Raw genomic sequence first — 15,298 nt, 5'->3', positions numbered from 1 at the left:
CCATTCGGTCACCTATGCGGCAGGTTACACCTTGGGACGGTTTTCGGCCTTGCGGGTAAGGAAACGTATGGGGGTACCCTCCAACGGATAGACCGCGCGCAGTTGGTTCTCCAGATAGTTGCGATAGGAGAAGTGAAACATCTCCGGTTCGTTGCAGAACAACACAATGGTGGGGGGCCGTACGCCCACCATGGTGGCGTAGTAGACTTTGAAGGCGCGCCCTTTGTCGAGCAGCGGATGCTTCGATATGGCCTCATGAATCAGCCGGTTTAGTTCACCGGTCGCAATGCGATGGGCATGGTTTTGCGCGGCCTCGATGGCGGTTTCAATGGCACTGGTCACTCCAAATCTCTCTTTCGCCGATACAAACGCGAGGGGAGCGTAGTCCAGGAAAGAGCACTCGCGACGGAACTGTTCGGTAAACTTCAAAATACGGCTGCGTGAGGCCGCCGAGAGTTTCCCTTTTGAGTTTAGAATTTGGGGGTCAACAAGGTCCCATTTGTTGACGACGATCACGCACGCGCGGCCAGCCTCTTGGGCGAGCTGTGCCACGCGTTTGTCGCCATCCGTAATACCGGCCTCGGCATCTACCACCACCAAGGCCACGTCGCTGCGCTCCATGGCGGTTCGGGCGCGAAGCACCATGTAGTACTCCACGGTGCCCTGCACCTTGCCGCTGCGACGAATGCCGGCGGTATCTATGAGAGTAAGCGGTTGCTCGCTCCAGGTGAAATGCGTGTCGAGCGCGTCGCGTGTGGTGCCAGGCATAGGGCTTACAATGGCCCTCTCTTCGCCGAGGATGGCATTAAGTAGAGACGACTTGCCCACGTTAGGTCGGCCGACGATGGCCAGACGAATGGACTCCTCCTCTTCCTTGAGATCGCTGGGCACAAGTGCCTTCTCTTGCTGTAAAAGCGCGATGACTCGATCGAGCAGATCGGCCACCCCGTGACCGTGAATGGCGGAGACGGGGTAGATCTCGGCAAAGCCTAGGGCGTAGAATTCGGCGGCATGTTGTTCCAGTCGCGTATTATCGGTTTTGTTGACGACGAGAAGAACGGGGCGGAGGGAGGCCCGTAGAGTGTCGGCGATCTCTTGGTCGGTAGGCGTAAGGCCGCTGGCGGCATCCACGACAAAGAGGATGAGAGCCGCCTCCTCCATAGCGATCTGAGCTTGCGCGCGGACCTGAACGGTAAGAGGGTCTTGGTCGCTGAAAAGGATTCCCCCGGTATCTATCACAGTAAAGTGATGCCCACGCCACTGGGCCGGTTGGTAAAGCCGATCGCGGGTAATACCCGGCGTATCTTCCACGATGGCAACACGACGCCCCACGAGCCGATTAAAGAGGGCCGATTTGCCTACATTGGGACGACCCACAATAGCAACAAGAGGACGGTTTGGCTTTATCTGGTTCATAGCTCATTTGACGCGATAAAGGTTAAAACATCAATGCGATAGGGCAGCCAAGGTGGAAAGTCATACGATAAATAAAACCGTTCCAACCGACGAAGAGGCAACTCTACCTGCGAATCTACCTGTTTATAGGGACTTCTGTCAAGGAGGGAGTTTATGGAAACAGTTCGCATTGCCAAACGTCTTTAAAAGAAAGAGGGTTTTGCCGTTTTAAGCAAGAACTTTTCTATATCTTGAGAATAGAGCCGGATATCCGGCCGTATACTTTCCTGTTGAGGCACTGTTTTCATCTGCTGGAAGGAGACAAGGCATTATGGCTCGATGGAGCGAACGAGGAAGCCAGAACGGGCGAAAACTGGGCTCGTTCCAACCTTCTGAAATGATCGCCGCTGTGGCCGCTCTCGCGCTTTTGGCAGGGCTTGTGGGAGCCGGCGCCTATATGTTTTCTCATGCGCGTTCGGGTAAGAGGGTAGACCTCCTGGTGGGGGCCGATGTCACAGGCAGTGTTCACATGCAGTCGCGCAAACAGATGTTCGGCGTACTGGATGAAACGGTGGCGGAGGTGCTACCGCAAGGATCGCATGTGGAGATATGGTCGTTTGATGTGAATGCGCATAAGTTTGCCGACCTCGTGCCAGTGCGTCCAGAAGACCTATGGCCGACAGAGGATGAGGTGATGGCGCTGCACCCCACGAGCTGGGGCACCTTTCCTGCAGTGGCATTTAAAGAGATGGTGCGCGAGGTTAGTGCCGATCAGTCGCAAGGCGAGCCGGCCGCTATTTTAATGCTGACCGATGGAGAGGATGAAAACCCGCGCACGACCGTTGAGGAGGCCAAAAAGCTTGCGCAGATCAGCTCTTTAAAAGCGGTGTGGTTTTGTGGGGTGACATCGCGAAACGGCTTCCGCTCGGAACTTGAAAGAAGGTTGATGCCGATTTTTGGCAACAGGTTAATTGTAACCGGGCGCCAGGATGCAGCGGAGGGGCTGCAACGCTTGCGCCTACTGCTGGAGTCCCCCAATAAGGCGAAATAGCGAGGGAAACAATGGACGATCCGGATGTGGTTGCGGGATTAGAAAAAGAGGGACGCGCCGTTGTGAATGGGCGCGTTGAGGAACCTTCCTCAGCTTCCATGGAGGTGAAAGGGGCCTCGGAGGCAACAAAGCAGGCTCTCTTTTGGCCGAGTGGGTTTGCGAGTGACATGGTTTGGCACGTGCCGCCTATCGGTTTGTCTCCGGAGGAGAGAGCGCGCCAAGAGGCCTTGCTGAACCAGCTAGAGGGACATTGTCGCGATTTTCCCAGAAGATTTTGGCTGCTGCGTTGGAACTACTGGACGCGTGCGGTGGCGGCCACGGAGGAGCAGCGTGCGGTAGAACATGAGGTTCAGGAGCTGCTGGAGCAGCTGAAAGCTGAAAACGCTAAAGAACAGGCGCGGCTGGCGAAGCAGATCGAGTTGTTGCGTGAGCGCGAAGCGGAGCTGAGAATAGAGCTTTTGCAGGAGCGACGCCGTTTTGCCGAGAGCGTGGGGCGCGCCGGCCTACGTTTGCCGGACGGGCTGCTAAAGCAGGAAATGGCCTCGCAGGGGGGAGAACAGCGTCCTAGTGCTGCGGTTGAGCCGCGCAAGGTGATCGAGGCGCTTGAAGAGATACCCGACCTAGACGAGATTGCCGGAGAGCACGGTGTGCGGCCGGAAGAGCAAAAGGGCTTTTTTGCGCTGCTCCTCAATATGTTTATGCAGATATTGGCCCCGTTGGTGGCAGGCCTTCTGCTGGCCCTCTGTTTGGGAACGTTGGTGGGGTTGCTTGACTTGGATACGCTGCTTAGGGCCGACGGGCTGCCACGGCTGGGAGTGGCTGCGGCGCTGGGCTTTGTTATCGTGTACCTTATGGGAGAGATATACCATGCGGTCGTGGGCATGCTGAGCCGAAGCTTGGAGGCCTACGATTCTGCGGTGCGGGTGCCGCGCCTACATAAGCAGACCACCATAGCTGTTCTCTGCTTGGTGGGGGCGCTGGTGTTGGGGCTGGCCGAAGTCACGGCGGAAGGCATGGGGCTGCGTATGTTGCACCACCAGCAGATACTGCGCGAAGAGCGTGTGCAGGATAGGCGCTCTGATCAAGACCACGAGATGCCCTTGCCCATCTACATGTTGATAGGGCTGCTGATTAGCGGCCCTTATCTTCTGTATAAGAGCACAAAGGGCTGGTCGGAGGTCGAAGAACAGATGCGACGGGCATGGTTGAGGCACCAACAAAGGGCCGTGATGGAGGCGCGTTCCAAAGATCCGGTCGTTCAGGAGCTTCTGCAACATGCCTATGCTTTGGAAGGCATGGAGAAGACGCTGCAGGAGCTACGGACGGAGTTGGCCGATATGGAACAGCAGCGGTTGAATTTGAGCACCCCCACATTGCCAAGTGTGATAAGTGAGCGACGGCAGGCTGCGCGCGCTGCCGCCGTGGGCGAGGCGACTAGATTGCAGCAGATGCTCGAAAACCTTGTAGGGGCGATGGAACCGCTACCGGAGCAGCCGGAGATCGCGAAGCCAGCCCCAGCCTCGCGAAACGGTTTTTTGGCGGGACGGTGGTAGATGTGGCGATTTCGGGTGCTTTTTGCTCTGATAGGCGGTGCGGCCTGTTTGTTGACCGCTCTACTGCTTGAAATGGTTCTGCAGACCCGGCCGGTAGCCAACCTCCTTGCTAGCAGCATGTGGCCTCTGCTGATCTATCGCAGCGATATTTCGCGCCGTGTTGAGCAGGCCGGAGGACAGAGCGGTGAGGTACAGATCTCGCTGTCGTGGAACAACCGTAACGATCTCGATCTCTGGTGTGTAGACCCTTCCGGTGTGAGAATCTGGTTTATGCATCGGCGTTCACCAACAGGTGGGCAGCTCGATGTAGATGCCAACGCGAGCGTTGAACATCTGACCTCTACCCCAGTTGAAAACATCTTTTGGCCCTACGGAGAGGCTCCGTTAGGAACCTACCGAGTCTTCGTCCACTACTATGCGAATCATGGTGACCCCGACCCAACCGCTTTTCGCTGTCGGGTGATGGTGCGGGGGCACATAAAGCAGTATCAAGGGAGCCTTTGGCCTCACCAAACAGTGGAGGTAACCGATTTTACCGTGAGGCCTGCCACCACAACCCCATTGACGGCACTTTCCAATTTTCTGCTGGAGGAGTTCGTTATCGTTGGGCTGTGGGTTGGGTTGATTGTAGGTCTAATGGCGTTGGCGTTTCTTGGCGGTTTGTGGTGGGTCTATCGGCGACAGGGCGTGCCGTTTCTTTTTACCCGCCTGCAGTTGCTATTAAGGGCTGGACGTATGGCAGGGTGGGGCTTTCTGGCCGGCGGCTGTGGGCAGCTGGTTTTTCATCTGCTGTTGTGGGGCGGTGTGCGCGCGGGGATGGGAATGCCGCCGCTTTGGGAAAACTTCGGTCGTTATGCTGGATGGTTGGTGGTAGGGCTGTTGGTTGGGGTGAAGTGCTCCCGATGGATTCCGCACTGGCCACTGCGAGCCACCCGTAATGCAGGTGGGCTGGCGGGGTTGCTGGCGGCATGGTGTCTGAATGATGCTCTGAGAGTGGGGAGCGATGCGATGGGGCGCTTGCTGGCAGCGACGCTTGTTGGAGCGCTGATCGGTCTGATGGTTCTCCTCGTTTTTGCGGAGGAGGCGCTGCCGGAGGAACCTGTGCAGGAGGTTGCGTTGCCTGTTTTGGAGCCGATGCGCCTGCGCCCTCAATGGGCCCACGGTGTTGGGGTGGTGCGTACGGTTCCTCCTAAGATGAAAGCGCCTCGCTAAGCGGCTTTTGGGTCGTGAACCACGGCGTAGCTTCCGATAGCTTTGTGCAGCTGTTCGGTGTGATGCAGAAGCCGATCAAGCACGTCGCGCACGGCGATCAGCCCGTTTGGTCGAGGGGCAACTGTGCTAAAAATCCAGCGCAACAGCTCGTAATCCTCTTCTGTTTGGACGCGTAAGCGGATTCCTGGCATTCGCAAACTGAGTGGGGCCGGTAGAATAGCACAGTCGAACAACTCTCGATGACGCCATAAAAAAGAGGTTACCTCCTCTCGATCCTCTCGGCTTTTGCAAAAGCTGTCGAGATGGATAAGAGTGCGAAGGGGCATCACCTCGCAGGCGGTCCCTTCTGGCAATCGCCCCACGGTGACGATATCCATATCGGTGTCAAGTTGATAACGGGTGGCGGCCCAGAGCATTTTGGGCTCGAGAAGCGGGTCACAGGCAAAAGCCCGCACGATAACGTCGGCATGAAAGGTCGTGGCGGCCTGCAGCAGGCGCGATAGCACATCCTCTTCGGAACCCTCGTAGGCAAAACAGGGAATGTTTTGCTTGCGACACAGCTGGAGTAGGGGCCGATTCTCAGGATGAGAGGGAATGGCAACGACGATCTCAGAAACGATCTCTGCAGCGCGAATACGGTGTAGGGTCTGCTCGATAATGGTTGAGTTACCTAAGGACAATAGCGGTTTGCCGGGTAGTCGGCAGCTTCCCATGCGCGCCTGCACGATGGCGAGCACGCGTGGATGGGGGTTTGTTTCTTCCATGAAACTTCCTCTCTAAGAGATGAGATGCCGAATGTCTTGTACAGACTTATTGAACCGTGGCCTGTACAAATTATCGGCTTGAGAGAGGAAAAAGGTCAGTTATAACGCCTGCGAAGATGGGAGGGAAGAATGCGGCACTGCTCTCGATACTTTACCACGGTTCGCCGTGCCACATCAAAGCCCATAGCGCAGAGCTTTACCGTTAGCTCGTTATCGGTGAAGGGTGCTTTGGGGTCTTCCTCTGCAATGATCTGCTGCAGGGCGGTTTTAACGACAAGGGAGTAGTCGAAGAAGATGTCGAACGGATGTATTTCGAGATTAGGAAGGCGCACGTACTTATTGAAAGTAGCTCGACTAACTACAGACGGATGCACGCCCAGTTTTTCGGCCAGTGTGTTGCGGGTGAGAGGTCGAAGAAACTGCACTTGCCCGGTCTCAATGAAGGCCGTTTGGTAGAGGATGAGCTCGCGCGTGATGGCGCGCAAGATTTTGTGGCAGTTACGCAGGCATTCTATAAAGAGGCTGGCCCTGCGAACATACTCACGCACGTGGTTTATCTCTTCCGCTTCGACTCGAACGCCTTGATACTTCTCAAAGGCCTCTTGCCACATGGGACTAATGCGTAGGTGCTCTGGGGCGTAGCCGGCGATCTCGATTTGGAAACCGGTTTCTGTACGGTGGATGATGACGTCGGGCCGGATAACAGCCTCTCCAAAGGGACGGCTCCAGAGCGTGCCGAAGCGGGCAGCGGGGTAAGGAGTAAGGCGATTGGTGATGAAATCCACAGCGGCTTGCACGGTTTTGCGTGGGAGAAGGAGGCGTCGGCAAATTCGGTGATGACGGTGGGACACGAAGTCGTCAAAGCACTCTTTGAGGATACGATAGGCCGTTTGCGCGGTCTCCCATGCCGTCGTGCTCGGAGGGGTGTCGGGTAAAAGATGTTGAATTTGAAGGATTAAGCACTCTTGCAGACTTCGTGCGGCAATGCCAGGTGGATCTAGCGTTTGTAGTTTGGCTAAAACCTTTTCAACTGTCTCTAGAGGAACTTTTAGGTCATGGGCAATGCTCTGGATGGGCTCGGTTAGCAGGCCATTGTCGTCTAAGTTGCCGATGAGGTAGTCGGCCACCCTCTGTTCCTTAGGAGAGAGCGGAAGCAGGTGAAGTTGATTGGTAAGATGGTCGCGTAACTCGATAGGCGTCTGATGGCTGGCGAGAGAGTTCTCGGAGTCTTGCAGAGATAAGAAGGGGTCCGCGCGTTCTTTTAGATCGGTACGAGCTGCCTCCCCATCTGCGGTATAGGGTCTATCCCCCCCGTCGCCGGCCGATTCGAGATATTCTGTAAGTTCGAGGGCAGGGTTTTCCAGAAGCTCGTTCTCAATGCTCTGTAGCCTTTCTTGCACATTGAGCTGCAGGAGCCTTTGTGTGAGAAAGACTTTTGGATCGAGCCTTTGGGTTTGAACCTGCTTCTGTTCGTTCTGCAAAAACGCCATAACGAGCCTCTCTTCTCCTTTTGGGCAGCTCGGACAGGCAATCGAAAATGCGATGAATTATCGGATAAAAGTAAGCATGGCATCAGCTCGCGAATGTTTCAGTTGTGCTGGTGAAACACCTATGATTATAGCGCTATGTGAGCCAAAAGTAAAGCGATTTCTTTTGGCCCATAGAAAAACCCCGCTCTCCTCACCCAAGTACGGTTCGCTTGGAGAGCGGGCACTGCTATCGGGCTGTTAGCGGAATGATGGGCAAGGCGTTGGGCACAAAGGCGCGATTCTCTCGTTTGGCCTTTCCGCTTTCAAGGTAAGACCTATCGCAAGCCCCGCAGAAGGTGCAGGGCGCCGTATGGCAGTCGGCTGTTAGCTGCGCAGACCGTGCGCGTTTGTCCTCTGCACGCAGATAAGACTTGGAGACCCCACAGTCAATATGGTCCCATGGTAGGGTTTCCTCGTAGTCTTTATGCCGGTTCGCGTAAAAACGCAGGTCAATGCCAGCATCCGCAAAGGCCTGCTTCCATCGCTCATAGTCCAGATACTCGTCCCAAGCGTCAAACACCTGGCCGCGCCGCCAGGCTAGCTCGATGGCATCGGCGATACGTCGGTCACCTAAGGAAAGCACGGCCTCAAGCTGAGCGCTCGCCGCCTCGTTGGGGCGATAGGAGATGGCTCGGTCTTTTAGGGAGCGCTTAAGTAGTCGCTGTTTCCTATCAATCTCCTCAAGCGAATCTTGCCCGTGCCACTGGAAGGGGGTAAAGGGTTTGGGCACAAAAGCCGACACACCGATGGTAATGGTCGGGTTCTTCACGCCGTTCTTACGGGCGATCTCGGCACATTTATGGGCAAGCTCTCCAATGGCTAAAACGTCCTCATCGGTTTCGGTAGGCAGCGAGATCATGAAATAAAGCTTAATGCGCTGCCAGCCGTTTTGGAAGGCCGTCTCGCAAGCAGCAAAAAGATCTTTTTCGGTAACGCCTTTGTTGACAACGTCGCGCATCCGTTGGGAGCCAGCTTCGGGGGCAAAAGTCAACCCGGTTTTACGAACCTTGTTGATCTCCTGTACCAGCTTTACGCAATCGCGGTCGGCGCGCAGAGAAGGCAGCGACACGCCCACGCGACTGCCGGCATATTTGTCTATAAGCGCCTGAACAACCTCCTCCACGCGACTGTAGTCAGCGGTGGAGAGAGAGACAAGGGAGATGTCCTCGTGACCAGTGTTCTTTACCAACTCCTCGGCAAGTTGCATCAGCTTTTCCGGGCTCTTTTCGCGCACCGGCCGAGTGATCATGCCGGCTTGGCAGAATCGGCAACCTCGAGTGCAGCCGCGCATGACCTCCAAAGAGATGCGGTCGTGCACAACTTCGATATAGGGGATGATGGGTTTAGTGGGGTACTCAAGAGCGTCTACATCCTTCACCCATACGCGCTCAACTTTTGCGGGCACCTCCGGGTGAAGGCGTCGGGTCGCTAACAGGTGCGGCATGGTATCACCAAGGCGTTCCGCCTCTTCTGGCGAGATGCCTCTGCTTTCAAGTCGCGCCAGCCTAGCCTCGTCGCTTTCGTATTCGGGTTCATAGAAGCGAGGCACGTAGCAGCCTGGAATCTGGGCAAGCTGCAGCAGCAGCTCCTCACGTGAAAGGTGGCGATAGCGTTTAAAACATGTTATAAGTGGGTGAAGCACCTCTTCGGCCTCTCCGATAACGAAGAGGTCTATAAAGGGCGCCATCGGCTCTGGGTTAAACGCGCAGTGGCCCCCGGCAATGATGATGGGGTAGGGTTTTCCGTTGGGTTGGAGCCTATCTCTGTCGCGAGAGCGCACCGGAATGCCACCGAGATCCAGCATGTTGAGCACGTTGGTGTAAGAGAGTTCGTAGGAGAGGGCAAACCCGATGAAATCGTAGTCCGAGAGGGGCGTGTGGGTCTCCAACGTGTAAAGGGGAAGCGCGGCCGCACGCATTTCGCGCTCCATGTCGGGCCAAGGGGCGTAGACGCGCTCGCAAACGCAATCTTCCCGTTTATTGAGAAGGTGGTAAATAATGCTGCAAGCGAGATTGCTCATGCCAATTTCGTAGGCATCGGGAAAAGCAATGGCAAATTTCACATCCACGGTCCGATGATCTTTCACAACGCTGTTCAGTTCCCCGCCCGTGTAGCGACCGGGTTTGCTAACACGCGGTAAAATATCCTCTAACACAGCATCTATCTGCTCGCGAGTCCACATCGTCAAAATCCCTCCTGTGCTCCAACCTTTCTACAGGATGGTTTTAGTATACTGAGTGGCAACGAAATTGTCAAAAAAGAGGCGTCAACATAGTGGGTTACTCAGATAGGTATCTTCCACATTACCGGCAGCTTTTTGCGCATTCGGGCTCAAGGAGATGGGAATGGCATCCGTGAAGAGAGAAGAGGCTATCTTTGCCGATTTACCTCTTAATCAAATTCTCTTCGGTGACTGTCTAGATATTTTGCCGAAACTTCCCTCTCATTCCATAGACCTTATCTTCGCCGATCCACCTTATAATCTTCAACTACAGAAGGAGCTTTGGCGTCCCAATCAGACGCCTGTTGTAGGTGTTGACGACGAGTGGGACAGGTTTGCCAACTTTGAGGATTACGATGACTTCACGACGCGATGGTTAAGTGAGTGTCGGAGGGTGCTTAAAACAACAGGCACGCTTTGGGTGATCGGGTCTTATCACAACATCTATCGCGTTGGAAAGATTATGATGGATTTAGGGTTTTGGATTTTGAACGATGTCATTTGGCATAAAACGAACCCGATGCCCAACTTTCGAGGGGCTCGATTTCAGAATGCGACCGAGATACTGCTCTGGGCTAAGAGGTCACGGGAAGCGCGCGGTTATACTTTTCAGTACCAGGCCATGAAGAATCTCAATGAAGGCAAGCAGATGCAAAATGTATGGCATCTGCCTTTGTGTACTGGTGCCGAGCGTATGAAGATTGATGGGAAGAAGGCGCACTCCACCCAAAAACCAGAGGCGTTGCTCTATCGAGTGATTTTGGCGTCGAGCAAGCCGGGAGATGTGGTGTTGGACCCGTTTTTGGGCACCGGTACAAGCGCAGTAGTTGCAAAGCGGTTGGGACGCCACTTTATCGGCATCGAGCGGGACCCCAGGTACATAGGGTTGGCACAAGAACGTTTGAAGAATACGCCCTTTTGTGGCGTGGACGAACGAGAGCTTCTGATAACGCCTTCGAAACGCGCGGCGCCGCGCGTGGCCTTTGGCCAGCTTGTGGAGGCGGGATATCTTAAGGTGGGCACGGTGCTCTATTCACGCGATAGGCGGATCGTAGCCTATGTAAAGGCCGATTCGCTGCTGCGATGGGACAGCAAAGAAGGCTCTATTCACCAGATCGCCGCTCTTGCGGAGGGAAAGCCGGCCTGTAACGGATGGGAATATTGGTACTATGAAGACGAGGATGGGCAGCTGATAAGCATTGATGTGTTGCGGGCGCGCTATAGAGCGGAGAACGGTCTGGAGTAGAACGAGACCCTCCTTGGTGCTTCAAGAGAACCAAGGAGGGCTTCGGTCGGCTATGGGTTAGAAGCGATAGGTGGGCTGCACGTAAAACCAGTTAGCTTCATGCCCCTGTGTTGGATCGAGCGTTTTAATGTAGTGCCCTGGCCAGAAGTGGCTGTAGCCGATGGAGAGGCCGAGATAGGCGCTTACTCGATAGTCGGCGACGATGTCTACTTCCGAACCAATATCACGCCCAGCGGCGCCGGTAGGGCTCCAGAGCGGTTTGCCGTTGCTGCCTTTTACCGGTGCACCGTTCACACCATACCAGTAGTCTCGCCCATCGGCAAGAGAGAGAAAGTGGCCGTCTACGGAAAAGGTAAGGCGTTTTGTGGCGGCAAACCCCATGCCCACGTGCCAGTGTCGCATATTTCGCCAACCCATGTAATCCAAAATACCCGATTTACCGTGGGTGGACGGATAGAGCTGATCGAAAGTTTCGTAATGCGCGGGGTCGGTGGGGTTGCCACCGCTGGCGAAGTCGTGTTCTACGACGAAGTGGAGGGCCGTAGGGCCCGGAAAGGTGTAAGTGGCCACAGCCGCGTAGGCCCATGCACCAATCGCTTTGCCGCCAAAGTGCCCGAACTGGAAGGCCGGTTCGATGGTGATGTGAGTATGGGGAATCAGGTCAATCACTGGTCTGGCGCCAAGAGTAAATACGCTGAGGTTCGACCCTGAAACGCGATCGTTTTTAAGCAGAGTGTAGAAGTCAGAACTGAGCTTGGGCGTAAACTTCTCCACCCGGTAGACTCCGTAGAGCGTTGGCACTGTGGTAACCCCGTTGGCGAAACCGAGTTTGCCAAAGAAGAGGTTGGTGGTCTGGTGTGAGCTTTTAAAAGTAAACCGAGCAGCATCGAACGTGCGCCCATAGTTGTTCCATTCGGGCGAGGCGATGAGGCGACTATCGCCGAAGGCCAGCACCTGACGTCCTAATCTCCACTGATAGCGGCCTTTGCCTCCTTGCGCGTAGCCTTGAAAGATATCGTAGTCGTTGACAACAGCGATATGGCCGCTTGCTGTGATATTGCCCCAACTATATTGTGGCTGAAGGAAGAGGGTAAGGCCAGATGGGTCGCTCCACCCAAAACCGAGGCGAAGGCGGCTGATCCACTCTTGGTTGTAGGCAGTGTTACCGGTGCTGACGATAGAGCTATTGCTTTCATCGTTACGAACGCGCCATTCAGGGCTAAAGAAGAATCCATGCCCATTTGACGACAAAAGAGTTTGCGGGAAAGCATTTACAGTAAAAAACTGAATGATGAATATGTTGCATAAAAGTACTAACCTCTTCAAACATGGGAAACGCATAGATTCTCTCCTACAGTGAGTTTAATTTGGGAATAGATTTCAGAAGACCTGCTGCTTCTGCGAGCGCAAAGGGCGATAGAAGCGCTGAAGTCGCATGGGAGCGCCCTTGGCAGCTTCATTGTAACACAGTTGTGACAAGGTGTCAACCACTTATAGACAATTTTTTGCGCATAGACAAATTGCTTCCTTATTGTGTGAGACTTATGTGGAGAAAGCACACCATGTGTAGACCGGAACTATCTCCATATAAGGTAGGCAATATCTCTTTTTCCATAAAGCGATACTTACTTACAGCAGAAGAGGGAAGTTGGGGGGTAAAATGATGTCTAGTTTCTGCCCTCTCTTCGTATTTCAAAGAGAAGGTTCGGCTGCTTAACTCTCGTCCACCCCCAGGACCTTGCGGCGCAACGGCGGGCCGACACACCTTGAGGAGATTTTCGGTCCCATGTCGCTTTTCAGCTCCTATTTAATCGAAGATTGTTTTGATGAGATGTTCGAGCCGAATGGAAGTCCGCGCGCTCACTATCGGCCGCTCTTTTTACGCCTAGCTCAGATGCCGTTAGAGGAGTATCGCCGTAGATGCCGTCTGGCCGAACGCAGCTTTATGGAACAAGGGATTACTTTTGCTGTCTACGGGGATGAATCGGGAGGCGAGCGCCCTTTTCCTATGGATCTCGTGCCGCGTATTATTCCAGCGCATGAGTGGGAGATCCTCGAGAAGGGGCTAACTCAACGCGTTGTGGCGCTTAACCTCTTTCTGCAGGATATCTATCATGAACAGAAAATTCTACACGATCATGTCGTGCCCTGGGAGCTTGTGCTAAGCGCTACCTTCTTCCGAAGGGAGTTTTTGGGAGCCAACCCCCCTGGCGGTATCTACATTCATATCTGCGGAACGGACATTCTACGAGATACCGATGGGCGCTATTTGGTGCTTGAAGACAATCTACGTTGCCCGTCGGGCGTCTCCTATGTTTTACAGAACCGCGTCACGCTCACCAGGGTGTTTCCACAGCTTTTCCAGGACTACAGCGTACGCTCGATAGATCACTATACAACCCAGCTGCTTGAAAACCTGAGGGAGCTTTCCCCAGAGGATCGTAGAGAGAACCCGTGTGTCGTGCTTCTAACTCCAGGCTCTTACAACAGCGCCTACTTTGAGCACGCTTTTCTTGCCCAGCAGCTTGGCATCGTGTTAGTGGAAGGACGAGACCTTTTTGTGGAAGATAACTGTGTGTTTATGAAAACCACGCGTGGCCCGGTGCGGGTGGATGTGATCTACAGGCGGGTGGATGACGACTTCCTCGATCCGCTTGTTTTCCGGCCCGATTCGCTGCTGGGTGTTCCTGGGTTAGTCAACGCCCACAGGGCTGGTAACGTGGCGTTGGCAAACTCGATAGGCACCGGTGTCGCAGATGATAAAGTGATCTATGCTTACGTGCCGCGCATTATTCGCTACTATCTGCAGGAAGACCCGATTCTTCCGAATGTAGAGACCTATGTAGCCTATGAAGAGATACAGAGGAAGCATATCTTAGCGCATCTCGATGCGCTTGTCGTCAAAGCTGCCAACGAGTCGGGCGGCTATGGCATGCTCCTCGGTCCTCAGGCAAGTGCGCAGGAGCGAGAGGAGTTTGCGCGTAAGATCGAGGCAAACCCTCGCAACTACGTTGCCCAGCCTCTCGTCCGTTTTTCATGTATGCCCACCTTTGTAGAAGATCATTTTGAGGGGCGGCATGTGGACTTGCGACCCTATACGCTTTATGGACGCAAAGGGGTTACCGTTATTCCGGGAGGCCTGACACGCGTTGCATTGCAGAAAGGCTCGTTTGTGGTGAACAGCTCGCAAGGCGGGGGCAGTAAGGATACATGGGTGCTAGCCGGCGAGCATCGAGGGGGTAAGATGCCTGTAGGTGAGCTTGCTGAGCCGATCTGTTTAAGCCAACGACAGCGGTCGGGGGCTTTACCGAGACAGAGTGGGGAGGCACAGTGACGATGTTGTGTCGCGAGGCGGATGCCTGCTTTTGGATAGGGCGCTATGTAGAACGTGCGGAAGCCACCGCTCGTATGGTAGATGTGCACTATGCCACAGCGCTGGAGATAGGTTCGCCCGCTCAGGATGAAGCGCTGCGTTGGGAGCCTTTGTTAGCCATTGCTGGAAGCACCGAGGCGTATGCGGCTCGGTATGCGGGGCAAAACGACCGCGACGTGCTGCATTTTTTCGCCTTCGATGTGGAGAACCCAAACTCCATTCTTTCCTGTTGGGAACGAGCACGCCACAATGCGCGCGTGGTACGGGAGCAGCTCTCATCCGAGATGTGGGAAAGCCTTAATGCCGCCTACCTTAGAATGCGGGAGTGGAGCGTGGACAAGATGCTAGCTGATACGCCCCACATCTTCTTCCAGATGGTGAAAGATGCCTCGCACCTGTTCCAGGGCCTTTTGAACCGGACGATGCTCATGGATGAGGCTCGAGACTGGCTTGATGCCGGTCGTTTTTTAGAACGTGCCTCGCAAACACCACGTCTGCTCGATATAAAGTACAAGGAGTTGCTGGGTGATCGCTCTCCGTTGCAGGAGGTGGCCACCGATATCCATCAATGGATCGCCGTTTTGAAGTCCGTAAGCGCTTTTGAAATGTACCGAAAAGTGCATCAGGAGGGCATTCACCCGGAGGGCGTGGTGGATTTTCTGGTGTTCGACATCCGTTTCCCCGCCTCGGTACGTCATGGCATTGCACGTGTGGAAGGCTGTTTGCGGCGCATCGGTGGAAACTCACAAGCCCAGCCGCACAATGAAGCCGAGCTGCGGGTAGGGCGTCTCCTCGCCGATCTCACCTATAGTCGCGCTAAAGAGGTTGTGGCAGCAGGGCTTCATTCCTTTTTACGGGACGTGCAACGACGATGCGCCGAGATAGGCGAGGCGATTTCTGCGCAGTATCTTGCGTATTAGGACGGGAGAGGAGAGCCTATTGAGAGGTGAGATG

11 protein-coding genes are annotated in these 15,298 nt (G+C 54.7%); 6 read left to right on the top strand and 5 right to left on the bottom strand.

The window, feature by feature from the left end:
* Window positions 1-24: 24 nt before the first annotated feature.
* Window positions 25-1,416, bottom strand: coding sequence for a ribosome biogenesis GTPase Der (gene der, locus CCALI_RS04950; RefSeq protein ID WP_016482379.1), 1,392 nt, complete (start codon window positions 1,414-1,416; stop codon window positions 25-27).
* 310 nt (window positions 1,417-1,726) lie between these two features.
* Between der and CCALI_RS04945 the strand changes: the two genes are divergently transcribed.
* From CCALI_RS04945 to CCALI_RS04935, 3 genes are read left to right on the top strand one after another with little or no spacing between them, the layout of a single operon-like run.
* On the top strand, window positions 1,727-2,446 hold the full coding sequence (locus tag CCALI_RS04945) for a VWA domain-containing protein (protein ID WP_016482378.1): 720 nt from the start codon (window positions 1,727-1,729) through the stop codon (window positions 2,444-2,446).
* Between the two features lie 11 nt (window positions 2,447-2,457).
* On the top strand, window positions 2,458-3,999 hold the full coding sequence (locus tag CCALI_RS04940) for a hypothetical protein (protein WP_016482377.1): 1,542 nt from the start codon (window positions 2,458-2,460) through the stop codon (window positions 3,997-3,999).
* Entirely contained in the window at window positions 4,000-5,211 is a 1,212-nt protein-coding gene (locus CCALI_RS04935; protein WP_016482376.1) for a YfaP family protein, read from the top strand. It abuts the gene before it with no gap.
* Here CCALI_RS04935 and CCALI_RS04930 read toward each other — a convergent pair.
* The 3 genes from CCALI_RS04930 to CCALI_RS04920 form a co-directional block, all read right to left on the bottom strand.
* On the bottom strand, window positions 5,208-5,975 hold the full coding sequence (locus CCALI_RS04930; RefSeq protein ID WP_016482375.1) for a cytidylyltransferase domain-containing protein: 768 nt from the start codon (window positions 5,973-5,975) through the stop codon (window positions 5,208-5,210). The two genes, CCALI_RS04935 and CCALI_RS04930, sit on opposite strands and share 4 nt — an antisense overlap.
* A 95-nt stretch (window positions 5,976-6,070) precedes the next feature.
* A complete protein-coding gene (locus tag CCALI_RS04925; RefSeq protein ID WP_016482374.1) occupies window positions 6,071-7,465 on the bottom strand; it encodes an RNA polymerase factor sigma-54 in 1,395 nt (464 codons plus the stop codon).
* A gap of 226 nt (window positions 7,466-7,691) precedes the next feature.
* Window positions 7,692-9,686, bottom strand: a complete 1,995-nt coding sequence (locus CCALI_RS04920) for a TIGR03960 family B12-binding radical SAM protein (protein WP_016482373.1) — start codon at window positions 9,684-9,686, stop codon at window positions 7,692-7,694.
* A 163-nt stretch (window positions 9,687-9,849) separates the two neighbouring features.
* Here CCALI_RS04920 and CCALI_RS04915 point away from each other — a divergent pair, with 163 nt between their 5' ends.
* The gene (locus CCALI_RS04915) at window positions 9,850-10,971 is read left to right on the top strand and encodes a site-specific DNA-methyltransferase (protein WP_016482372.1); all 1,122 of its coding nucleotides are present in this window, start codon (window positions 9,850-9,852) and stop codon (window positions 10,969-10,971) included.
* 57 nt (window positions 10,972-11,028) lie between these two features.
* Here CCALI_RS04915 and CCALI_RS04910 read toward each other — a convergent pair whose 3' ends face one another.
* Window positions 11,029-12,222 (bottom strand): alginate export family protein, encoded by a 1,194-nt coding sequence (locus CCALI_RS04910; RefSeq protein WP_172636628.1) that lies wholly within the window; start codon window positions 12,220-12,222, stop codon window positions 11,029-11,031.
* A gap of 535 nt (window positions 12,223-12,757) precedes the next feature.
* Between CCALI_RS04910 and CCALI_RS04905 the strand changes: the two genes are divergently transcribed.
* Window positions 12,758-14,305 (top strand): circularly permuted type 2 ATP-grasp protein, encoded by a 1,548-nt coding sequence (locus CCALI_RS04905; protein WP_016482370.1) that lies wholly within the window; start codon window positions 12,758-12,760, stop codon window positions 14,303-14,305.
* A gap of 2 nt (window positions 14,306-14,307) precedes the next feature.
* Entirely contained in the window at window positions 14,308-15,264 is a 957-nt protein-coding gene (locus tag CCALI_RS04900) for an alpha-E domain-containing protein (RefSeq protein WP_016482369.1), read from the top strand.
* Window positions 15,265-15,298 lie beyond the last annotated feature (34 nt).

The organism is Chthonomonas calidirosea T49 (assembly GCF_000427095.1).
GTDB classification, from domain to species: Bacteria; Armatimonadota; Chthonomonadetes; order Chthonomonadales; family Chthonomonadaceae; genus Chthonomonas; species Chthonomonas calidirosea.
This window is presented reverse-complemented; position numbering and strand designations above follow the sequence as displayed.

Bases quoted from the DNA above. Each gene is read 5' to 3' on its own strand.
- CCALI_RS04925 (WP_016482374.1), bottom strand. From the start codon at position 7,465: ATGGCGTTTTTGCAGAACGAACAGAAGCAGGTTCAAACCCAAAGGCTC.
- CCALI_RS04930 (WP_016482375.1), bottom strand. From the start codon at position 5,975: ATGGAAGAAACAAACCCCCATCCACGCGTGCTCGCCATCGTGCAGGCG.
- der (WP_016482379.1), bottom strand. From the start codon at position 1,416: ATGAACCAGATAAAGCCAAACCGTCCTCTTGTTGCTATTGTGGGTCGT.
- CCALI_RS04940 (WP_016482377.1), top strand. From the start codon at position 2,458: ATGGACGATCCGGATGTGGTTGCGGGATTAGAAAAAGAGGGACGCGCC.
- CCALI_RS04945 (WP_016482378.1), top strand. From the start codon at position 1,727: ATGGCTCGATGGAGCGAACGAGGAAGCCAGAACGGGCGAAAACTGGGC.
- CCALI_RS04915 (WP_016482372.1), top strand. From the start codon at position 9,850: ATGGCATCCGTGAAGAGAGAAGAGGCTATCTTTGCCGATTTACCTCTT.
- CCALI_RS04920 (WP_016482373.1), bottom strand. From the start codon at position 9,686: ATGTGGACTCGCGAGCAGATAGATGCTGTGTTAGAGGATATTTTACCG.
- CCALI_RS04935 (WP_016482376.1), top strand. From the start codon at position 4,000: ATGTGGCGATTTCGGGTGCTTTTTGCTCTGATAGGCGGTGCGGCCTGT.
- CCALI_RS04900 (WP_016482369.1), top strand. From the start codon at position 14,308: ATGTTGTGTCGCGAGGCGGATGCCTGCTTTTGGATAGGGCGCTATGTA.
- CCALI_RS04905 (WP_016482370.1), top strand. From the start codon at position 12,758: ATGTCGCTTTTCAGCTCCTATTTAATCGAAGATTGTTTTGATGAGATG.